This is a genomic window from Actinoplanes sp. ATCC 53533 (assembly GCF_003947245.1).
The window spans coordinates 88,327-109,968 of record NZ_QHHV01000104.1; the positions used below are offsets into that span (position 1 = coordinate 88,327).

The following is a 21,642-nucleotide window of genomic DNA, read 5'->3' on the forward strand; positions in this document are numbered from 1 at the left end:
GGCTGGGGAATGGATGGGTGATGACGCGACCTGGCATGCCGTACGCCGGCCGGCCGTCCCGGCGGACCCGGGACACGTCGGTGGTCGGGCGGCGACCCGTCGGCGGCCGGGTCCATCCGTGCCATCCCCGGCGGACGCCGGCCGCGCGGCCGTGCAGCGTGCAGATCGTGGCCGACCTGACCGGCCCGGCGGCCCGGCTGGACCCGCCCTGGAGCGGCGTGCCGGCTGCCATGATCGCCGCGGCGGCCACCGTCGACACGCTCCGCGCGGTACGGGCGATGCCCGGCTGGTCGATCGAGGTCGGACCGCTCGCCTACGCCTTCGCCGACCGTGGCGCCGAGCGGGGCGTCGCGCTGCTGCTGGCACCACAGGTGCCGCAGCTCAGCCCGGATCTGCTGGCCGACGCCGTCGACCTGCTGCGCGACTTCGACGCGGTGCTCGGTCCCACCACCGGCGAGGGCTGGTGGGCGTTCGGCCTCCGCGAACCGGCACACGGCGCGCTCCTGCGCACCATGCCCGGGGCGCTGGCCGACGCGGGCGCCCTGACGGTCGCGTCGCTGCGGCTCGGCCTGCGCGTCGCCATGCTGCCCACCCTGCACGAGTTGGGCAGCGGCGCCGACGTGCGGGCCGTCGCCGGGCTGTGCCCGCCCGACAGCGAGTTCGCCGCGACGGTCGCCCACCTGGGCGGGACGCACCCCTGAGCGGTCACCTCACCGTCGACGGCGGCCGGTGTGACGCGAAGTACCGCGCCGGAACGCACGCGGCGGATCTCGGGCCCCGGCTGTTCGCCAAGATCCGGTAGGTTACGGGGTATGAGCGTACGTTTCGGGGTGTTCGTGCCGCAGGGCTGGAAGATGGACCTGGCCGAGATCGCCGACCCGGTCGAGCAATACGAGGCGATGACGGCGGTGGCCAAGGCCGCGGACGCCGGCCCCTGGGACTCGGTGTGGGTCTACGACCACTTCCACACGGTCCCCGAGCCGACGATCAACACGACCTTCGAATGCTGGACGGTGACCTCGACGCTGGCCCGCGACACCAGCCGGGTCAACATCGGCCAGATGGTCGGCTGCAACGGCTACCGCCAGCCCTCGCTCTACGCCAAGATCGCCTCGACCGTGGACGTGGCCAGCCACGGCCGCCTCTACGCCGGCCTCGGCGCGGGCTGGTACGAGCACGAGTGGAAGGCATACGGCTTCGAGTGGCGCGAGGTGCCGCAGCGGATGGGCGAGTTCCGCGAGGCCGTCGAGATCGTGCACAAGATGTGGACCGAGGAGCGGCCCGTCTTCACCGGCCGGCACTACTCCATCGACAAGCCGATCAACGAGCCGAAGGGCGTCCGCAAGCCGCACCCGTCGTTCTGGCTCGGCGGCGGCGGCGAGAAGGTGACGCTCAAGCTGGTCGCCCAATACGCCGACGCCTGCAACGTGGGCGGCGGCGATCCCGCGATCATCCGCCACAAGCTGGACGTGCTGCGCCGGCACTGCGACGACCTGGGCCGCGACTACGACCGGATCATCAAGTCGACCGGATGCGAGCTCAAGCCCGGCGAGCCGGTCGCGGAGACGATCGGCCGCATCGAGAAGATGGTCGAGGCGGGCGCCGACTACGTGATCGTCTACGTGCCCCGGGTGGCGTACGACCACGAGCCGATGCTGCGCTTCGCCAGCGAGGTCATCCCGCAGTTCGCGTGACCGGATACTCGGACTCCACTGAGTACGCGTGCGGATCCCCGGGCGGTCGCGCTCGGAAAGACTTGCCGGCATGCGAAAGACACTGACCGGTATGACGCTCGCCGCGGCGCTGGCCGCCACCCTGTTGACCGGGGGCTGCAGCTTCGCGGACGCGATCTGCGGCTCCGACGACTACCCCGTCAAGGCCGTGGGCACGACCACCGGGCAGGACTGCGTCCCCAAGGGACAGGAGCCACCGGCGGGCTACGTCCGCTACCCGAAGGGCAAGGTGCCCGAGCACGTCGGCGACAAGTGGGACGAATACTGGAGCGAGGTCGTCGTCGACGAGAAGGGCAACGTCGTACCCGGATGAACCCACCCCAGGCCACCGACCGGCTGGCATTCCGCCGGATGACCCCCGGCGACCTCGACGACGTGGCCGCGCTGCTGGGCGACCCGGCCGTGATGCGCTACTACCCCCGGGTCCGCGACCGGGCCGGAGCCCGGGACTGGATCGCCTGGAACCAGGGCCTCTACGCGAGCGAGGGTTTCGGCCTGTGGGTCGTCACGCTGCGCGGCAGCGGGGAGTTCGTGGGCGACTGCGGCCTGACCCCGCAGGAGATCGACGGGGTGACGGACATCGAGGTCGGTTACCACGTGCGTGCGGAGCTGCAGGGCCGCGGGTACGCCACCGAGGCGGCGGCAGCCTGCCACGCCTACGCCCGCGACACCCTCGGCCTCCGGCGCCTGACGGCAATCATCAACCCGGACAACATCCCGTCCCAGCGCGTCGCCGAGAAAATCGGCCTCACCCACGAACGCGACACCACATCCCGCGACGGCCGCCCGGTCCGCATCTACGCCACGGCATTCCGGCCCCCGGAGAGCACAGCACCCGGCTGAGGTGGACCAGGCCACGGTGAAATCTCGTGTCGAGCCCTTCGCAGCAAGTGGCCGCGTGGGGTCTTGCTTCCCCGTCTCCGGCGCGTCCTGTCGATAGCCGATCCCGGTGGCAGCGTCCACGATGCGAGTCGTCGGAACCGCTTCCTCCCACGAGGCGGGGTGTCCTCGGCTCGCGTCCTGGCCCGCGCGCGACTTGCCGATGGAGGGCCGGTGAGGATCTCACGGCTTTCGGGTGGCGGGGTCACGCCCGCACATCAGCCATTCCGGCGACCGCTGTGTGGGCTCCGCGCCATCTACCGCCACCACCTGCCGACCGTGCAGCGGGGGCCTCGTCCACTCGCCGGGTCTGCGACAACCAACCCAGGTCTCGTCTCGGCTGCCCGGGTTTGAGTCTGCTACGGCACTTTTGTTCTCCGGTGCCGCTGGGGGTCCGGGCGGCGGGGTGTTGGTGGTGACTTGCCTTTGCTCTGCTTCCCGATAGGAAACACTGGATGAGATGTGCGGGTTCTGCTTCGGTTGATGCCGGGCCTCGACCGTGGGGTGTTTCCAATGGGGAAGCAGAGCAGCGACAGGCGTTGGGGCGGGGTCGCTGGGCGGCAGGAGCCGCCGGCCCGGCCCGGCGTGGCCCGGCCCGGCGTGGCGTGGCCCTGGTGTGGCCTGGCCTGGCGCGGCGATCGAGGCGGGCTTCGATCTGGCTTCTGGCCCGCGGCCGAGGACCAGGAACCGTCCTTGCAGTGTGAGTCCGACGGTGTGCCGTAGTGGCGCGGAGCTCACCGGATCGCTACAAGATCTGCCCCGGGTCGCCGACCCAGAATCAACATTGATGCGCGCGAGCACGGAGCGGACCACCCCGCCACAAGATCCAGCCACGGGCCCCAGCGTGCCGGCGACGCGACTGATCGAACCCGGCGACCCTGGTCACCGGTGGCCCCCGGGTGGGCTACTGGCTACCACGATCGACAGGAGGTGACTCGTGGCCTCGGCGACCTGAGTGGTCCTCCCAATGGCGAAAGCCGGGGATGCCGACTCGCGGCGGCCTCGTTCAGCTACCGGCCGATGTGGTTCGGCGGCGGTAGGCGCCCGGGGAGGTGCCGACCTCTCTCTTGAACGCGGCCGCGAACGCCACGTCCGAGCCGTACCCGACCCGGCCCGCGATCGCCGCCACCGTTGCCCGTTCGTCGCGTAGCAGCGTGCGGGCCCGCTGCATCCGCAGCGACAGCAGATACCGCATCGCGGGCCGGCCCACCCGCTCGGTGAAGCGGGCCGCGAAGGCGGCCCGGGACAGCCCGGCGGTGGCGGCGAGCGTGGGCAGCGTCCACGGGTACGCCAGGTCGCCGTGGATGGCGGCCAGGGCCGCTGCGATACCCGGGTCGCCCAGTCCGGCCAGCCATCCGGGCCGGTCGACGCTGCCGCTGTGCTGCCGCAGGGCCCGGATCAGCAGCGCGTCGGACAGCCGGGCCATGACCAGGTCGCTGCCCGGGCCGCCGTCGAACGCCTCCGCGCGCAGCGCGTCCACCAGTGTGGCTACCCAGGCCGGCGGGCGGCCGTCGGTGCCCGGCAGGTGGATGACGGCGGGCATGCCGCGCAGGGCGGGGTGATCCGGTTCGCCGACGACGAACGCCCCGCAGACCACGACGGTCCGGTTGCCCGCACCGCCGATCGCGGCGGGCGGGCCGGAAGCGGGCGGGCTGGCGGTGGGCGGGCCGGAAGAGGGCGGGCTGGGGGAGCGCGGGCTGGCGGTGGGCGGGCCGGAGGTGGGCGGGCCGGGGGAGCGCAGGATGTGCGAGTCGCCGCTCGGCAGGATGACGACGTCGCCGGCCGCCAGCGCGATGACCTTCCCGTCGCGCAGCACCAGCTCGCACCGGCCCTCGGCGATGATGTGCACGCCGCGCAGGCCGGCCTGGTCGAAGTCGATGCTGAACGGCGTGCCCAGCTCCAGCCACCGGTAGGCGGCGCTTTCGAACCGGAGCTCACGCAGCACGGCACTCAGCAGATCCGCCGAGACGATTGCTTTGTTCCGGTGGACTTCCACTCATGGATTGTCCTGCGGTTGGCTCCTACCGTCGAGGAATGACCACAACAGAGCAGGGCATCGCCGGGTTGGACCGGATCGCGCAGATCAAGCTGCCCGTCACCGACCTGGCCCGGAGCGTCGACTGGTATCGCCGGCTGCTCGGCCTGCGGCTGTTCTCCGAGTTCGTGGAGGACGGTGTGCTGCGCGGCGCCGGGCTGATCGATCCGCGGGGCCGGTTCGGCATCGCCCTGCGGGACCGGGCGGTCTGCGCCGGCACGCCGAGCCTGGACGGCTTCGACGTGCTCGCCTTCACCCCGACCTCCCGTGCCGTCCTCGACGAGCTGATCGCCCGCTGCGCCCGCTTCGGCATCAAGCACGCCGAGCCGTTCGACACCCCGGCCGGCACCGTCCTGGACGTGCCCGATCCGGACGGTACGGTGCTGCGGTTCTACTACTACACCGCCGGCACCGACGGGTTCACCGGCGTCGAGTCCCGGGGCGGTGGGTACGTCGGTTTCTACTCCGAGCCCCGGCTGCCGGCCGGGTGAGCGGTCTGCCGGATCAGCATCTCGATGAGACCGGCCAGCCCGGCGGCGCCGGCGGCGTCGTCCGCCCGCCGGATGGTCATCAGCAGCGGCGCGGCGCGGTCGAGCACCACGCCGTCCCGGGCGAGCAGGTAGTAGACCGCCAGCGTGGCCGAGCGGGCGTTGCCGTCGTCGAACGGATGGAAGAACAACACATCGAGGTAGAGCCGGGCGGCCCGGGACGCCAGCGGCACCTCGTCGTCGGTGGCCTCGGCCAGGCACTGCTCGAACTCCTCCGGTAGGCCGGGCCGCCAGGAGTACCGTTCGCGACCGCCCTTGGCCCGGGCCTCGCCGGTGCGGAACGGCGCCTCGAGGACGGTCAGCACCGTGCGTTGCCACCGGGCGAGCCGGGCGAAGGTGAGCGGGCCGCCCTCGGCCACCGCCGCCCGGACCAGGTCGAGGGTCGCGAGCAGTTCCCGGCCGCCGGGGCCGCGTCGGGCGGCGTGTTCGGCGATGCCGTCCCGGTCGGCGGCGACCGGCCCGGGGGTGTGCCCGGCGGCGGCGTGCCAGTCGACCCGGGTCCGCACGTCGCGCCAGGCGCTCAGATCGTCGGCGTACAGCTTGTTTTCGCGCCGGATCGGGCGGCGGTCGGCGGCCGGCACGTTGCTGGTCCGCCAGGACGGCCAGGCGTCCGGCCAGGTGTCGGGCAGTTCCTCGGCCGGGAATCCGTCCAGCGCCGGCAGCCGGCTTGCCCGCTCGCCGACGACCTGCCGGGCGAAGTCCTCCGCGGTGTCGGCGATGTCCGTGCTGGACGGCAGCACCCAGCTGCTGAACCGTCCGCCGATCGCGTCGCTGATCAGCTCGCTGTGCCGCTGCTCCGGAACGCCCGCGGCGCTGAGGAACCAGGTGAGGACCAGGCGGACGTAGGTCTGCCAGCCGTCGCTGTCGGCCTGGCCCGCGGTCACCGCCACCAGCTGGGCCACGGCGATCTCCCACGCGGCCAGGGCCGCGTCCGGCTCGGCCTCGAGGTCGGGCAGCGGCAGGAACCGGTCGAACCGCTCGGCCACGCCCTCCAGCCAGCCCCGCCACTCGATCAGCCCGGCCGTGACGAGGGCGAGGGTCTCCCCTTGGGTGGTGACGGAGTGGGAGAGGCAGCACCACCCGCCGCTGGGCGCCCAGGCCCAGCCGCACGCCCAGCGGCCGTACCGTTGGACGAGAGCGTGGCTCGTCGCCCTGACCCACCGCCCGGCCTCGCGGTCGCCGGAGCGCGCCGGCGGCACGGCCGGCACGAGGCCGCGGACCACGGCCGGCGCCTCGTCCGGGTCGAACGGGTGCCGGGCCGGATCGGCGTCCGCCCAGGACAGGTCCATCGGCCGGACGAGCTTCCGCGAGTCGTCGGTCATCGGGAGCCATCGTGCCACGCGGTGTCGCGTGGCCGGCCTCAGTCCTTGGTGGGCATCACGTCCACCGGGGTGACGAGCCGGCGGTCGGCGCCCACCACCCGCAGCGGGCCGGTCAGCCGGACCGTGCCGCGGCACGGCAGGTCGTCCGCCGACGTGCCGACCATGATCTCGATGTCGCCCGGTTCCACGATACGGTGCAGGTCGCGGCCGGTGAACGCGGTCCGGTCGGCGTGCACCTGGAAGCGCACCAGGGCGTCGGTGTGCGGTTCCAGCGACACCCGGGCGAAGCCGGTCAGCTGCTTGACCGGCCGGGTCACCTGCGCGACCGTGTCGTGCAGGTAGAGCTGGATGACCTCCTCGCCGGTGCGCTCGCCGGTGTTGCAGACCCGGACCGACACAGTGAACTCGCCGTCGGTGGGCACCTCGGCCGCGCTGATCCGCAGGTCGTCCAGCGTGAACGTGGTGTAGGACGCCCCGAAGCCGAACGGGAACAGCGGCGTCGGGTCGAGGTTGCTGATGTCCGTGCGGTCCGCGCCCAGCGGCGGCTGCAGGTAGGTGCTCGGCTGGCTGCCCGGCAGCCGGGGGATCTGCACCGGCAGCTTGCCGACGGGCTGGATCCGGCCGCTGAGGATGCCGGCGATGGCCGCGCCCGCCTCCTGGCCCGGCATGAACGCCTGCACCAGCCCGGCGGCGCGGCCGTGCACGTCGCCCAGCGCGTACGGGCGTCCGGAGACCACGACCACGACCACCGGCGTACCGGTGTCGAGCAGCTCGGCCAGCAGGTCGGCCTGCACGCCCGGCAGCCGCAGGTCCTCGGCGTCGCAGCCCTCGCCGGACGAGCCGTGACCGAACAGGCCGGCGACGTCGCCGACGACGGCCACGCAGAGGTCCGCGTCGCGGGCAGCGTCGGCGGCGGCGGCGAAGCCGGAACGGTCGGTGCCCTGCACCTGGCTGCCCTTCTCGTACGCCACCTCGGCGCCAGGCAGCTCCGCGCGCAGCGCGTCCACCACCGTCGGCACCTCGATGCCCATCCCGAGGCCGGGGTGCCGGGGCAGCACGTGGTTCGGGAACGCGTAGCAGCCCATGAACGTGCGCGGGTCGTCGGCGCACGGACCGATGACGGCCACGCGCTGCGGCGCCGGGCGGCCCGCGTCCAGCAGCGGCAGCGCGGTGCCCGCGTCGAGCAGCACGATCGAGCGCTCGGCCAGCTCCCGGGCCAGCTCCCGGTTGGCGGGGGAGTCCAGGTCGGTGCCGGCCGCCGCGGCCACCGAGCCCTCCGGGGTCCAGCCCGGGTCGAGCAGCCCCAGCTCGACCTTCTGGGTGAGCAGGCGCCGGGCGGCCCGGTCCACCAGGTCCTCGCCGACCTCGCCGGCGCGCACCCGCTCGACGAGGCTGGGCCCGAAGCCGACCGTGTCGGGCAGCTCGACGTCCATGCCGGCGGCCAGCGCCTGCGCGCCGGCGTCGCCGAGGTCCGCGGCGACCCGGTGCATGATGGCCAGGAAGGGCACGGACCAGTAGTCGGACACTACCGTGCCGGTGAAGCCCCACTGGTCCCGCAGCAGGTCGGTGAGCAGCCACGAGTCCACCGCGGCCGGCATGCCGTCCACGTCGGAGTACGAGTTCATCACCGAGCCGGCCCGGGCCACCCGGACCGCCATCTCGAAGCTGGGCAGGATCACGTCCATGAGCTCGCGCCGGCCCATCGGCACCGGCCCGTGGTTGCGGGCGGCCCGGGCGGCGGAATAGCCGGCGAAGTGCTTGAGGGTGGCGATGACCCCGGCGCCCTGCAGGCCGCGGACGTACGCGGCGCCGAGCATCGAGACCAGGTACGGGTCCTCGCCCATGGTCTCCTCGACCCGGCCCCAGCGGTAGTCGCGCACGACGTCCAGCACCGGCGAGAGCCCCTGGTGCACGCCGACCGCGGCCATGTCGCGGCCGATCGCCGCCGCCATCCGCTCCACCAGGTCCGGGTCGAAGGTCGCGCCCCAGGCGATCGCGGCGGGGTAGACCGTCGCGCCGTAGGTGGTGAAGCCGGTCAGGCATTCCTCGTGCACCAGGGCCGGGATGCCCAGCCGGCTGTCGTCGAGCACGATGCGCTGCTGGCGGACCACCTCGGCCGCGCCCTCGGTCACGGTCAGCGGGCTGCCGCCGTAGACGCGGGTGAGGTGGCCGAGGCCGTGCCGGCTCGCTTCCTGCAACGGCACGGTGCCGGAGGCGGCGAAGACGTCCTGCATGGGCGCGACGTTGAGGTTCGCCTCAGGCTCGGCGTCCGCTTCCTCTCGATGGTCCATGTCGTTGTTGACCCACCGGCTGCCCAACTGTGCGACCTTCTCTTCGAGGGTCATGTGCGCCAGCAGTGCGCTGACCCGGTCAGCGACGCTGCGGGTCGGGTCGTGCCAGTCAGGTGTCGTCACGATGGTTCTCCTTACGAGCCGGACGGGTGCAGGCGCTCCGAAACTTTCGGACTGTCGCCGAGACCGGACCGCGACCTTACCGTGACCTTGGGCGGGGGTGGATCGGCCTCACAGCGCTGCATTGGGGTCCACTCTCGCTGGTAGAGCACGAGTCTTTCAAGGGCCTTGACACACCTATCGTGAAATCCTACGTTAACGAAATCTCTCGGTAACTTGCGGTTGTCGATCGAAAGTTCCAGACCTCGGAACCGGGTTCGGTGACCACCCCTCAGCACCTTCGACCGGCCGCACGCCAGCGGCTTTCGAGTACGGAGACCAGCGTGGAACGCAGTCCGATATCCCGTCGCACCTTCCTCAGCCTCACCGCCGCCGCCGGCGCCGGCGCGGCCCTGACCGCCTGCGGCAGTTCCGGCCCGGGTGGCGGTTCCAGTGGTGGTGGCGCCGCGAGCACGGCCAGCTACTGGTTCCTCACCGGCCAGCCCGGCGAGGGCATCCGGCAGGCCGCGGCCGAGCGGTTCAACAAGGCCAATCCGAACAACAAGCTCCAGTTCACCGCCTTCGAGAACGACGCCTACAAGCAGAAGATCAAGACGGCCATCGGCGCCGGCCAGGCGCCCACCCTGATCTGGGGCTGGGGCGGCGGCGGCCTGAAGAGCTACGTCGACGCCGGCCAGGTCGAGGATCTGACCGGCTGGTTCGGCGAGAACGCCGCGGTCAAGGACAAGTTGTTCCCGTCCTCTTTCGGCCCGGCCACGGTCGGCGGCAAGATCTATGCCATGCCGTGCGAGACCGTGCAGCCGATCGTCCTGTACTACAACAAGAAGGTCTTCGAGCAGGCCGGGGCGCAGCCGCCGCAGTCGTTCGAGGACATGATGGCGCTGGTGCCGAAGTTCAAGGGCAAGGGCATCGCGCCGTTCTCGCTGGCCGGCAAGGCCCGCTGGACCAACATGATGTGGCTGGAGTTCCTGCTCGACCGCATCGGCGGCGCGGCGGTCTTCCAAGCCGTCTTCGACGGCCAGAAGGACGCCTGGTCCGACCCGGCGGTGCTGGACATGCTCACCAAGATCCAGACGATGGTGAAGGACGGCGCGTTCGGCAAGGGCTTCTCCTCGGTCGACGCCGCCGACAACGCCGACCAGGCCCTGCTCTACACCGGTAAGGCCGCGATGATGCTGCACGGCGGCTGGACCTACGGCAGCATGAAGAACGACGGCGGCGATTTCGTCTCCGGCGGCAACCTCGGCTGGATGAACTTCCCGCCGGTCGCGGGCGGCAAGGGCGACCCCACCGACACGGTCGGCAACCCGGGGCAGTATCTCGCGATCTCGGCCAAGGCCACGGCCGAGCAGAAGGAGACCGCGAAGAAGTTCTTCACCAGCGGGGTGCTCGACGCGGACGAGACCAAGGCCTGGATCGACCAGGGTGGTTCGGTCCCGGTCGTCAAGGGCACCGAGAGCATCCTGGCCGCCTCGCCGGACGCCGCGTTCCTCAAGTTCGTCTACGACACCTCCGTCAACGCCAAGACCTTCGCCCAGTCCTGGGACCAGGCGCTGAGCCCGACCGCGGCCGAGGCGCTGCTGGACAACATCGCCAAGCTGTTCCAGAACCAGGTGTCGCCGCAGCAGTGGGTCACCAACATGAATCAGGTCATCGGCAAATGACGGTTCTTGCTCCGCCCCCGGACCGGGTGGCGAGAAGCTCCAACCCGACCGGCGGGCGGAGCAAGCCCGTGCTGTGGATGGTGTTGCCGGCGCTGGTGATGTTCACGGCGTTCGGCGTCATCCCGCTGGTGGGCGTGCTCGGCCTGAGCTTCACCCAGTGGGACGGCATCGATGATGCGATCAAGCCGGCCGGGCTGGACAGTTGGACGGCGGTGCTCACCGAGCCCGGATTGCTGCACGCGCTCTGGGTGACCTTCCTGGTGATGGCCCTCTCCTGGGTCTTCCAGACGCCGATGAGCCTGCTGATCGGCGTCTTCCTGGCCGCGCACAAGAGATACCGCGGATTCCTGGCCGTGCTCTACTTCATCCCGTTGCTGCTCAGTTCGGCGGCCATCGCCATCACCTTCAGCGCCCTGCTCAACCCGAACTTCGGGCTCGGCGCCGGGCTGGGCGTCGAGCTGCTCAACCAGGACTGGCTGGGCCAGGGCAACCTCGCCCTCGGCGTGCTCGTCTTCGTGGTGTCCTGGCAGTTCATCCCGTTCCACTCGCTGATCTACCAGGGCGGCATCCGGCAGATCCCGACGTCGATGTTCGAGGCGGCCGAGATCGACGGCGCTGGCAAGATCCGCACGTTCTTCAGCATCACCCTGCCCCAGCTCAAGTACACGATCATCACCTCGTCGACGCTGATGGTGGTGGGGTCGCTGACCTTCTTCGACCTGATCTTCGTCCTCACCGGCGGGGGACCGGGTGACTCCACCCGGGTACTGGCGCTGGAGATGTACCAGACCGGATTCAAGGCCAACCTGATGGGGCCCGCCAGCGTCATCGCGGTGATCCTGGTGCTCGTCGGGCTCGGCCTGGCGCTGCTGCTGCGCCGGCTCGGCGGGGGCAGCTCGTCCGACAGCCAACTGGAAGGTGCCTGATGGCCATCTCGACCCGGCCGGCACCGCCCAGATCCGGTGGACCGGCGCCGGCCGACCAGGGCGGCACGCGGCGCCGTTCGGCCCTGCTGCGGTGGAACTGGATAGGCGGCAGCTTCGGCTGGCTGTGGCTCGTGGTGGTGATGCTGCCGATCTACTGGATCGTCATCACCAGCTTCAAGACGCGGGCCAACTACTACGTCCAGAATCCGTTGGCCCCGCCGACCGAGCCGACGCTGGACAACTACCGCCAGGTCATCGAGGCGGACTTCACCCGGTACTTCGGCAACAGCCTGGTGGTCACGGCCGGGGCGACCCTCCCGGCGGTGCTGATCTCGTTCATGGCGGCGTACGCGATCGTCCGTGGCAGCGCCGGGAGCCGCTTCCTGCGCTCGGTCAACGGGTTGTTCCTGATGGGCCTGGCGATCCCGCTGCAGGCGGTGATCATCCCGATCTACCTGATCATCATCCGGCTGCATATGTACGACACCCTGATGGCGATCATCCTGCCGTCGATCGCCTTCGCCATTCCGTTGTCGGTGCTGGTGCTGGCCAACTTCATCCGGGACGTGCCGAAGGAGCTGTTCGAGTCGATGCGGCTCGACGGCGCCACCGAGTGGGGCACGCTGTGGCGGCTGGCCTTCCCGCTGACCCGCCCGGCGCTGGTCACCGTGACCATCTATCAGGGACTCGGCGTCTGGAACGGCTTCATCCTGCCGCTGATCCTCACCCAGAGCCCCGAGCAGCGCACCCTGCCGCTGGGGCTGTGGAGCTTCCAGGGCCAGTACGGCGTCAACGTGCCGGCCGTGCTCGCCTCGGTGGTGCTGACCACCCTGCCGATCCTGATCTGCTACGCCATCGGCCGGCGTCAGCTGCTCAGCGGCCTGACCGCGGGCTTCGGGAAGTGATCAGCTGCTCAGCGGCCTGAGCGTGGGTTGCGGGGAATGACCGGTGCGGTGCTGTGCCGCACCACGAGCTCGGTGGCGAGCTCGACCCGGGGGGCCTGCAGGGTCTCGCCGCGCGCCAGCCGCAGGACGGTGTGCGCGGCGAGCCCGCCCATCTCGGCCAGCGGCTGGCGCACGGTCGTCAACGGGGGTGCGGACCAGCGGGCCTCGGGCAGGTCGTCGAAGCCGGTCACGCTCAGGTCGGCGGGCACCCGCAGGCCGCGGCGGCGGGCGGCCTCGTAGACACCCAGCGCCATCTGGTCACTGGTGGCGAACACGGCGGTCGGCGGCTCGGCGAGATCGAGCAGCCGGCCGCCGGCGACGTACCCGGACTCGTGCTGGAAGTCGCCCTGCACGATCAGGCCCGCGTCGAGGCCGATCCCCGCCGCGGCCAGGGCGGCCCGGTAGCCGTCCAGCCGGGCGCGGCTGCAGGCCAGCCCGCGCGGGCCCGCGATCAGCCCGATCCGCCGGTGACCCAGGGCGATCAGGTGCTCGGTGGCGCTGAGCCCGCCCGCCCAGTTGGTCGCGCCGACGGTCGCCACGCCCACGCCCACGCCCGCGCCGGACGCGGGGTGGTTGGACGGCGGGTCGATGACGACCACCGGGATGTGCAGCCGGCGCAGCTGGGTGTGTATCGGCGCGGTCGGCTCGGCCAGCACGAAGACGACCCCGTCGCAGGTGCGCGAGCGCAGGTTGCGCAGCCACTGCCGGGTCGCCGTCTCGTCCTGGTGCACCGCCGAGACCACCGTGCCCGCCCCGGCGGCGTGCGCCACGTCGGCCACCCCACGGATGAGCTCGACCGCCCAGGGGCTGTCGAGGGCGTCGAAGACCACGTCGAGGATCTGCGCGCGGCCCGGCTGGCGGGAGTTGCGCCGCCGGTAGCCGCGGTCCCGCAGGAGCTGCTCGACCCGTTCCCGGGTCGCGGTGGAGACGTCCGCACGGCCGTTGAGCACGCGGGAGACGGTCGGCACGGAGACGCCGGCCAGGTCGGCGATGGCCGCGATGGTCACCCGGCGCTCGTGCGCGGTCAACGGCGTCCTCCTCGCTTTCAGGGCCGGTGCCGGGCGGGCCCGCCCCGGTGCGGGGCGGGCCCGGATCCGCACCGGTCAGCGGCCGGCGACGGCCAGCGTGTCGCGCAGTGCCGCGTACGCGGGTTTGGGTGTCAGGTTCTCGTCGAGCGGAGTCGCCGAGCCCTGGCCGTCGAAGACCCCGGGCACCCACGAGTAGCGGTCGGTGAAGCCCCACAACGTGTACGAGACGCACCGGTCGGCCAGCAGGCAGGCCTGCAGCAGCGCGGTGAAGCCCTGCGCCTGGGCCTGCACCTTGATCGGGTCGGTCGGCAGCGGCATCCGCACGTCGACCTCGGTGAAGGCGGTCTGCAGCCCCAGCTTCTCGAAGCGGCGCAGGTTGGTGAGCGTGTCGCCGGGCACGCCGTACTGGACCGCGAGGTGGCCCTGCACGCCGTACCCCTGCACCGGCACGCCGGCCGCCTTCAGCTGCTTGACCAGCGCGTAGTAGGCGTCGCTCTTGGCGTTGACGCCCTCGTTGTTGTAGTCGTTGAGGAACAGTTTGGCCTGCGGGTCGGCCTGGTGCGCCCAGCGGAAGGCGTCGGCGACGTAGCCGGGCCCGAGGTTGCGCAGCCAGATGGTGTCGCGCCAGGTCCCGTCGTCGTTGAAGACCTCGTTGACCACGTCCCAGTGCCAGACCCGGCCGCGGAAGTGCGAGACCTCGTCGATGATGTGCCTGCGCAGCACCGCGCGCAGCTGCTCGGGGGTGAACGCCTGCTCGTTCACCCAGGACGGGTTCTGGTTGTGCCAGACCAGCGTGTGCCCGCGCACCTTCTGCCGGTTGGCGCGGGCGAAGTCGACCAGGCGGTCGGCGGCGGCCCAGTCGTGCACGCCCTGCTGGGGCTCGGTGGATTCCCACTTCATCACGTTCTCCGCCGTCACGGTGGAGAACTCGCGGGCCACGGCGGCGCGGTAGGGGGCGTCGCCGGCCAGGGCGGCCATGTCGACGGCGGTGCCGATCCGCAGGCCGGCCCGGTCGCCGACGGTGCGCAGGCCGGTGGCGGTGGGTGCGGCGGCGGTGGCGGTGGCGGCTGAGGGGGCGGTGTCCGATGGGGCGGCGGCCGGCGGGGCCGCGGTGGCGGGGGTGCCGGCCAGGGTCATGGTCGCCAGCAGCACGACACCGGCGAGGGCGCGAACTCTCATCGCGGTATGTCCTTTCCGGCCTTCCGGGGACGGCCGAGAGTTCCGAGAAGTTCCGTTACGTGACCGGAACATATGCCGATCAGGATCGCCGGTCAACAGGAAACAACATGGACACACAAAGGCGAAGATCAATGACGTGAGCCCTTGATCTGGGGCGCAGCACCTTCTTGACGCGACTTCGACCGAGTTCTATGTTACGGACGTTCGGCTGTGCGGTTTCCGAAACTTTCGGAGGGTCTCCATGTCTCATCGTCCGAAGTGGTGGCGCCGGCTGGCGCTGCCGATGTCGGTGCTGCTGCTGTCCGGCGGCCTCGCCGGACCGGCCCGGGCCGGCGGGCCGACCGCGGCCGTGGTGGACACCGCGCGCGGTGACGGCGCCGTGGTCAGCTTCACCTTCGACGACGGGCCCAACCCGGCCGACACCCTCCGCCTGCTCGACGTGCTGCGCCGGCGGCACGTGCGCGCGGTGTTCTGCCTGGTGGGCGACCAGGTCCGCGCGCACCCCGAGGTGGTACGCCGGATCGCCGCCGGCGGCCACGTCCTGTGCAACCACTCGCTGCACCACGACGACCTGAGCGTCCTGACCCCGGAACAGATCCGCGGCGACCTGGCGCAGACCAGCGCGCTGATCCGGCAGGCCGTACCGCACGCGCGCATCCCGTACTTCCGGGCACCGTACGGCAGCTGGGGGCAGAGCCCGCAGGTGTCCGCGGAGCTCGGCATGCAGCCGCTGGGCTGGCGGCTGGCGATCAGCGACTGGGAGCCGCCCGGCACCGAGGTGCTCGTGCAGCGCCTGCGCGACGGCATCACCCCCGGCGCGGTCGTGCTCATGCACGACGGCGGCGGCGACCGCAGCCAGACGGTGGCCGCCGTCGACCGTGTCATCCCCGAACTGCGCGCCCAGGGCTGGCGCTTCACCCTGCCACGGCGCCGTGGCTGACCAAGGAGGACCTGTGTCCACCAGACGCGAACTGCTCGCCCTCGCCTCGGGTGCCGCCGTCGCCGCGACGCTGCCGGCCGCGCCCGCGCAGGCGGCCGGCCGGCCCGGTGCCGGCCCACGGTGGACCGGCACGTGGGCGGCCGCGCCCACCACCGTCCCGCCCGGACCGCCGGCGGTGCTGGAGAACCAGACGGTGCGGCACGTCGTGCACGTCAGCGCCGGCGGCGACCGGCTGCGGGTGCGGCTGACCAACGAGTTCGGCGAGCAGCCGCTGGTCATCGGCGAGGTGCGGGTCGCCCGCCGGGCCGGGACCGGGGCGAGCACCGCGACCCGGCCCGGCACCGACCGCCCGGTGACCTTCGGCGGGCGCACCGCGGTGACCATCCCGGCCGGCTCGCCCCTGGTCAGCGACCCGGTGCAGCTGCCGTTCCCGGCCGGCACGGAACTGACCGTCAGCCTCTACCTGCCCCGGCGCACCCCGGTGACCACGCTGGCCGCCTTCGCGTTCCAGGACAACGTGATCGCCGCCGGCAACGTCACCGCGGCCCGCACCGTCACGCCCACCGCCGTGGTCGCGCAGAACCTGTTCCTGTCCGGGGTCAGCGTCGCGTCGCCCGCCGGGGCCATCGTCACCCTCGGCGACTCCATCACCAACGGCGCGGTCTCGGTGGCGAACCTCAACCACCGGTGGCCCGACCTGCTCGCCCAGCGGCTGCGCGCCGCCGGTATCGACCGCGGCGTGGTCAACGTCGGCGTCTCCGGCAACCGGTTGCTGCACGACCCGAACCCGCCGGCCGGCAGCGGCGCCGAGGCGTACGCCGCGTACTTCGCGCAGAGCGCGCTGCGCCGCTTCGACCGCGACGTGACCGCCCAGCCCGGCGCGGAACACCTGATCGTGTTGCTCGGGGTCAACGACCTCGGCCATCCGGGCAGCACCGCCCCGGCGTCCGAGACCGTCTCCGCCGACGACCTGATCGCCGGGCACCGCCAGCTCATCGCGCGTGCGCACCAGGCCGGCCTGCGTGCCTACGGCGCCACCGTGCTGCCGTTCAAGGACGACACCCTGGGGTTCTACTCGGTGGAGAACGAGCGCAAGCGCGCGGCGCTGAACCGCTGGATCCGGACCGGCGACGAGTACGACGCGGTGGTCGACTTCGACGCCGCCGTCCGGGACCGCACCGATCCGCTGCGCCTGGCGTCGGCCTACGACAGCGGTGACCACCTGCACCCCAACGACGCCGGGATGGCCGCGCTCGCGGCGGCCGTACCCCTGCGCCTCTTCCGGTAGGGATGGCGTACCGATGAAGCTCTTGCTCGCTCTCGCGGCCCTGGCCGCGCCCTTGTTCGTCGCGATACCGGCGGCGGCCGCGCCGCACGTCGAGCACCGCGACTCCTACGTCTCCGACCGGCCGGGCCACGGCCGGTTCCCGCTCGTGGCGGCGGGCCGCGCCGCGCCGCTGGTGGTCAGCGCCGGCGACCACGCCGGGGTGATCCGGGTGGTCGACGACCTGAGCGCGGACATCGCCGCGGTCACCGGGGTGACGCCGGTCGTCGCCCACGACCGGGTGCCCGGCGGGCGCGACCCGGTGCTGGTCGGCACCATCGGCAAGAGCCCGCTGATCGACCGGCTGGTCGCCGCGGGCAAGCTCGACGTGCGCGGCATCGCCGGCGAGTGGGAGACCACCGTCGAGCAGATCGTGGAAAATCCGCTGCCGGGGGTCCGGCGGGCGTTCGTGATCGCGGGCAGCGACCAGCGCGGCAGCATCTACGGCGCCTACGACCTGTCCAAGCGTCTCGGCGTCTCGCCCTGGCGGTTCTTCGACGACGTCCCGGTCAGCCACCGGGACGCCGTCTACCTGCTGCCCGGGCGGCACACCCAGGGCACGCCCGCGGTGAAGTACCGCGGCTTCTTCATCAACGACGAGAACCCGGCCACCGGCACCTGGGCGCCCCGCTACTTCGGGCCCGGCAAGGCACCCGGCTTCCCGAACGGGCTCAACGCGGCCTACTACGCCAAGGTCTTCGAGACCATGCTGCGGCTGAAGGCCAACTACCTGTGGCCGGCCGTCTGGGGACGCGCCTTCGCCGAGGACGATCCGCAGAACCACGCCACCGCCTCGTTCTACGGCGTGGTGATGGGCACCTCGCACGAGGCGCCGATGATGCGCGGCATCGAGGAGTGGAACAGGCACCCCACCGGGACCGGCGAGTGGAGCTTCCGGCGCAACCCGGACGCGATCAAGGCGTACTGGCGGGACGGGGCCGAGCGGATGGCCCGCGAGAAGATCGAGGGCGTCGTCACCCTCGGCATGCGGGGCAACGGCGACGTCAGCCTGCCCGACGGCGACGGCATCGAGCTGATGAGCTCCATCATCGACACCCAGCGGCAGATCCTGCGGGAGGCCGGGCTGATCGGCGCGCCCCAGGTGCAGACCCTCTACAAGGAGGTCCAGCGCTACTGGGACCGCGGCTACCGGCCGCCGGACGACGTCACCGTGGTCTTCTGCGACGACAACTGGGGCAACATGCGCAAGCTGCCGGACGCCTCGCTGCCGGCCCGCGGCGGTGGCTACGGCATGTACTACCACTTCGACTACGTCGGCGGCGGGCGCAACTACAAGTGGGTCGACACGGTCAACCTCACCAACACCTGGGAGCAGCTGGATCTCGCGTACCGCTCGGGGGTCGACCGGCTCTGGATGGTCAACGTCGGTGACCTGAAGAACGAGGAACAGCCGACGCAGTTCTTCCTGGACTACGCCTGGAAGCCCATCCCGCTCAGCGGGCTGGGGGAGTGGGAACGGGGGTACGCCGCGCAGAACTTCGGCCAGGCGCTGGCGCCCGAGATCGCGGGTGTGCTCGGCGACTACGGCCACCTGCAGTCGCGCCGCAAGCCCGAGCTGCTCAACCGGCGCATCACCGTCAACCCCAGCACCGGCGTGATCAGCTACGACGACGAGGGGAACCCGTTCAGCCTCACCGACTACCGGGAGATGGACCGGGTCACCGCCGAGTGGCAGGCGCTGGCCGCCCGGGCCGAGAGGATCAAAACCAAACTGCCGGCGGCCTGGCAGGACGCCTACTTCCAGCTGGTCTATTACCAGGTCAAGGCCACCGCCAACCTGTACGCGCTGCGGCACGCCGAGTTCACCAACATCCGGTACGCCGGGCAGGGCCGCGCCGCCACCAACGCCCTGGCGGACCTCGCCGAGGCCCGGTTCGCCGAGGACCAGGCGCTGAACGCGCACTACAACACCGCGCTGGCCGGCGGGAAGTGGCGGGACTGGCAGCTCCAGCCCAAGATCGGGTACGGGAACGTGGCCCGGTACGGCCCGAACGCCCCGTGGCAGCAGCCGGAGAAGAACAACGTGGCGCTGCCCGACGAGATCTACCCCTACCTCAAGCGCGTCGAGGTGCCCGTGGCGGCCGAGATGGGCGTGGACCTCGACGGCGGCGACCCGGTCACGCTGCCCGCGTTCAGCCCCTACCAGGCCCAGCCGGCGCAGTACATCGAGGTTTACAACAAGGGCGCGACCCCGTTCCCGTACCGGATCACCCCGTCCGTGCCGTGGGTGCGCGTCACGCCCGCCGCCGGGCAGGTCGATCAGCAGGTCCGGGCCACCGTCCGGGTCGACTGGCGGCGCGCGCCGAAGGGCACCACCTCCGTGCCGATCACCGTGACCGGCGCGAACGGCGCCGAGGTGACCGTGCGGGCGCCGATCGACAACCCGGTGCTGCGCCCGCGCGGCTTCGTCGAGGCGAACGGCTACGTCGCGATGGAGGCCGACCACTACACCCGCAAGGTGGGTGACTGGCGGCTGCTGCCCGGCATCGGCAAGACCGGCAACGGGCTGACCCCGCTCGGCGGCGCCGGCGCGCGCCTGGAATACGCGATGACCCTCACCAGCACCGGCCCGGTCAAGGTGACCGCGGTGCTGTCGCCGCGCAACAACGTCCGCCCGACCGACGGCCTCAAGTACGCGGTGTCCCTGGACGACCAGCCGCCGCAGACGGTCAACATCACGACGGCCACCGGCGCCGACGACACGACCATGAACCGGCAGTGGGAACGCAACACCTCCGACAACGTCAACCGCACCACCACGACCCACGTCGTGGCGGCCGCGGGGGCGCACACCCTCAAGTTCTGGATGGTGGATCCGACCGTGATCGTGCAACGTCTTGAGATCGACACCGGCGGCGTGAAGTACAGCTATCTCGGCCCGCCGGAGAGCCGGCAGGTGAGCAGATGAAGCGCCGGTCGCTGCTCGGCCTGGGTGGGGCCGCGACGGTCTCCGTGGCCACCGCGCTGCGGGGCCGGTCCCGCCCCGGGCGGCACTGGCTGCACACCTGGGTCTCGATGCCGCAGCTCACCGAGCCGGGGAACCTGCCGCCGGCGCCGTTCACCGGGGTGAACTCGGTCCTGGTGGACACCACCCTGCGCCAGACGGTGCACGCGTCGATCGCCGGGCGCTCCGTACGGGTGCGGTTCTCCAACGCGTTCGGGGGTGCCGTACTGCCGATCACGGCCGTCTCGGTCGCCCGGCCCGCCGGGGGCCGGGCGGGCGCGGCCGCGATCGAGCCGGGCACGGCCCGGCCGGTCACGTTCTCCGGGCGGGCCTCGGTGTCCATCCCGGTGGGCGCGCAGGCGGTCTCCGATCCCATCGATCTCGACGTGCCCGCCCGCGGCGAACTCACCGTCACGGCCTACCTGGCCACCGGCCAGGCGAGCACCGCCGTGACCTCGCATCCCGGCTCCCGGACGACCTCGCACCTGCTGCGCGGCGACCACCACGACGCCCCGGACCTGCCCGGTGCGACGCCGGTGGACCACTGGTACTTCCTCAGCGGAGTCGAGGTGCTCGCGGTGGGCGGCAGCGCCGCGACCATCGTGCTCGGCGACTCGCTGACCGACGGCCGGGGCTCCACCACCAACGGCAACGACCGCTGGCCCGACCAGCTCTCCGCCCGGCTGCACGGCAGATACGCCCTGCTCAACCAGGCCGCCGGCGGCAACCGGGTGCTGCAGGACGGCCTCGGGCCGAGCGCCCTCGCCCGGCTGGACCGCGACGTGCTCGCGCTGGGCGGTGCCGCCACGCTGATCGTCTTCGAGGGCATCAACGACATTGGTACGGCGGCCGCGACGCCCGAGGCGCAGCAGCGGGTGGGCGACGATCTGCGGGCCGCCTACGACCAGATCATCACCCGGGCCCACGCCCGCGACCTGCGTGTGTACGGCGCCACCCTGACACCTCTTGGCGGCAACGGCGGCTACGACGACGCGGCCGGGCTCCGGGAGCAGACCCGCTCCGGGGTCAACGACTGGATCCGGGGCGGCGGCCGCTTCGACGGGTTCGCCGACTTCGACGCGGCGGTCCGCGACCCGGCCGACCGGCGCCGGCTGCTGCCGGCCTACGACACCGGTGATCATCTCCACCTCAACCCGGCCGGGTACCAGGCGCTGGCCGGGGCTGTTCCGGAACGGTGGTTGCGATGGCGAACATGACGAACGTGGCGGTGCTGCTGCCGCCGCCCGAGGCGCTGCCGGCCCGGCTGTCGACGTACCGTGAGGTCTTCGCCGGCCCGGTCTTCGACCTGGCCTTCGCCGCCGCCGGCACCTTCGACCTGCTCGCCGGGGCGGACATCCTCGCCATCGCCCCGCCGGTGCGGCGTGGTCCCGACACCATCACCGCCGACGAGGCCGCCGCCCTGCGCGAGGCGGTGCACCGCGGCTGCCGGATCCTGGCCGTCGGCGAGGCGGTCTTCACCGTCGCGGCCGCCGGGCTGCTCGACGGCCGGGCGGTGTCCACCTGTCCCGCGCACGCCGAGGAGCTGCGGCGCAGGTATCCGCGCGTCCGGCTGGCGCCCGGCGTGCGGTACGTCGACGACGACCCGATCTTCACGGCGGCGGCCGGACCGCCCGGCGTGGAGCTGTGTCTGCATCTGGTCCGCAAGTACCACGGCGCGGCCACCGCCGCCGGCATCGCCCGTTCCCTGCCGCGGCACCGCCCGCCGGGATAACAATCACTCCGG

At 72.0% G+C, this 21,642-nt stretch carries 18 protein-coding genes; 13 read left to right on the top strand and 5 right to left on the bottom strand.

Features of this window, described 5'->3' with window-relative positions; translation table 11 throughout:
* The first annotated feature begins 20 nt into the window (after positions 1-20).
* From DMB66_RS30910 to DMB66_RS30925, 4 genes are all read left to right on the top strand, one after another.
* Positions 21-701 carry a DUF2064 domain-containing protein gene (locus DMB66_RS30910; protein WP_233624963.1) on the top strand — a complete coding sequence of 227 codons (681 nt, stop codon included), beginning with the start codon at positions 21-23 and terminating at the stop codon, positions 699-701.
* Positions 702-812: 111 nt separating this feature from the next.
* Positions 813-1,694, top strand: a complete 882-nt coding sequence (locus DMB66_RS30915) for an LLM class F420-dependent oxidoreductase (protein ID WP_125807638.1) — start codon at positions 813-815, stop codon at positions 1,692-1,694.
* 70 nt (positions 1,695-1,764) lie between these two features.
* Positions 1,765-2,046: an SCO0607 family lipoprotein gene (locus DMB66_RS30920; RefSeq protein ID WP_125807639.1), complete on the top strand. Its 282-nt coding sequence runs from the start codon at positions 1,765-1,767 to the stop codon at positions 2,044-2,046.
* Positions 2,043-2,576 (top strand): GNAT family N-acetyltransferase, encoded by a 534-nt coding sequence (locus tag DMB66_RS30925; protein WP_125807640.1) that lies wholly within the window; start codon positions 2,043-2,045, stop codon positions 2,574-2,576. The genes DMB66_RS30920 and DMB66_RS30925 overlap by 4 nt, the downstream gene beginning before the upstream one ends.
* 1,042 nt (positions 2,577-3,618) lie before the next feature.
* Here the strand turns inward: DMB66_RS30925 and DMB66_RS30930 are convergent.
* The gene (locus DMB66_RS30930) at positions 3,619-4,608 is read right to left on the bottom strand and encodes an AraC family transcriptional regulator (protein ID WP_233624964.1); all 990 of its coding nucleotides are present in this window, start codon (positions 4,606-4,608) and stop codon (positions 3,619-3,621) included.
* 38 nt (positions 4,609-4,646) lie between these two features.
* On the opposite strand from DMB66_RS30930, the gene DMB66_RS30935 reads away from it, so the two are divergent.
* Positions 4,647-5,138, top strand: a complete 492-nt coding sequence (locus DMB66_RS30935; RefSeq protein ID WP_125807641.1) for a VOC family protein — start codon at positions 4,647-4,649, stop codon at positions 5,136-5,138.
* Here DMB66_RS30935 and DMB66_RS30940 read toward each other — a convergent pair.
* Together DMB66_RS30940 and DMB66_RS30945 are read right to left on the bottom strand one after the other, a co-directional pair.
* Complete coding sequence (locus tag DMB66_RS30940) at positions 5,108-6,517, bottom strand: Fic family protein (RefSeq protein WP_125807642.1); 1,410 nt, start codon at positions 6,515-6,517, stop codon at positions 5,108-5,110. The genes DMB66_RS30935 and DMB66_RS30940 overlap by 31 nt on opposite strands.
* Positions 6,518-6,555: 38 nt before the next feature.
* Positions 6,556-8,931: a glycoside hydrolase family 3 N-terminal domain-containing protein gene (locus DMB66_RS30945; protein ID WP_233624965.1), complete on the bottom strand. Its 2,376-nt coding sequence runs from the start codon at positions 8,929-8,931 to the stop codon at positions 6,556-6,558.
* 320 nt (positions 8,932-9,251) lie between these two features.
* Between DMB66_RS30945 and DMB66_RS30950 the strand changes: the two genes are divergently transcribed.
* The 3 genes from DMB66_RS30950 to DMB66_RS30960 are packed head-to-tail and all read left to right on the top strand — an operon-like array spanning position 9,252 to position 12,423.
* Entirely contained in the window at positions 9,252-10,592 is a 1,341-nt protein-coding gene (locus tag DMB66_RS30950) for an extracellular solute-binding protein (protein WP_125807643.1), read from the top strand.
* Positions 10,589-11,518 carry a carbohydrate ABC transporter permease gene (locus tag DMB66_RS30955; protein ID WP_125807644.1) on the top strand — a complete coding sequence of 310 codons (930 nt, stop codon included), beginning with the start codon at positions 10,589-10,591 and terminating at the stop codon, positions 11,516-11,518. Before DMB66_RS30950 ends, DMB66_RS30955 begins: the two co-directional genes overlap by 4 nt.
* Positions 11,518-12,423, top strand: a complete 906-nt coding sequence (locus DMB66_RS30960; RefSeq protein WP_125807645.1) for a carbohydrate ABC transporter permease — start codon at positions 11,518-11,520, stop codon at positions 12,421-12,423. Before DMB66_RS30955 ends, DMB66_RS30960 begins: the two co-directional genes overlap by 1 nt.
* Before the next feature lie 8 nt (positions 12,424-12,431).
* Here DMB66_RS30960 and DMB66_RS30965 read toward each other — a convergent pair whose 3' ends face one another.
* Together DMB66_RS30965 and DMB66_RS30970 are read right to left on the bottom strand one after the other, a co-directional pair.
* Entirely contained in the window at positions 12,432-13,490 is a 1,059-nt protein-coding gene (locus DMB66_RS30965) for a LacI family DNA-binding transcriptional regulator (RefSeq protein ID WP_125807646.1), read from the bottom strand.
* A 75-nt stretch (positions 13,491-13,565) separates the two neighbouring features.
* A complete protein-coding gene (locus DMB66_RS30970) occupies positions 13,566-14,669 on the bottom strand; it encodes an endo-1,4-beta-xylanase (protein WP_125807647.1) in 1,104 nt (367 codons plus the stop codon).
* A 241-nt stretch (positions 14,670-14,910) separates the two neighbouring features.
* Between DMB66_RS30970 and DMB66_RS30975 the strand changes: the two genes are divergently transcribed.
* Genes DMB66_RS30975 through DMB66_RS30995 form a run of 5 tightly spaced genes read left to right on the top strand, consistent with a single transcriptional unit; the run spans position 14,911 to position 21,630 of the window.
* Entirely contained in the window at positions 14,911-15,609 is a 699-nt protein-coding gene (locus tag DMB66_RS30975) for a polysaccharide deacetylase family protein (RefSeq protein ID WP_233624966.1), read from the top strand.
* A gap of 13 nt (positions 15,610-15,622) precedes the next feature.
* On the top strand, positions 15,623-16,897 hold the full coding sequence (locus tag DMB66_RS30980; RefSeq protein WP_125807648.1) for an SGNH/GDSL hydrolase family protein: 1,275 nt from the start codon (positions 15,623-15,625) through the stop codon (positions 16,895-16,897).
* A 13-nt stretch (positions 16,898-16,910) separates the two neighbouring features.
* The gene (locus tag DMB66_RS30985) at positions 16,911-19,862 is read left to right on the top strand and encodes a glycosyl hydrolase 115 family protein (RefSeq protein WP_125807649.1); all 2,952 of its coding nucleotides are present in this window, start codon (positions 16,911-16,913) and stop codon (positions 19,860-19,862) included.
* Complete coding sequence (locus DMB66_RS30990; RefSeq protein WP_125807650.1) at positions 19,859-21,115, top strand: SGNH/GDSL hydrolase family protein; 1,257 nt, start codon at positions 19,859-19,861, stop codon at positions 21,113-21,115. Before DMB66_RS30985 ends, DMB66_RS30990 begins: the two co-directional genes overlap by 4 nt.
* Positions 21,103-21,630 (top strand): hypothetical protein, encoded by a 528-nt coding sequence (locus DMB66_RS30995; protein WP_125807651.1) that lies wholly within the window; start codon positions 21,103-21,105, stop codon positions 21,628-21,630. Before DMB66_RS30990 ends, DMB66_RS30995 begins: the two co-directional genes overlap by 13 nt.
* Positions 21,631-21,642 lie beyond the last annotated feature (12 nt).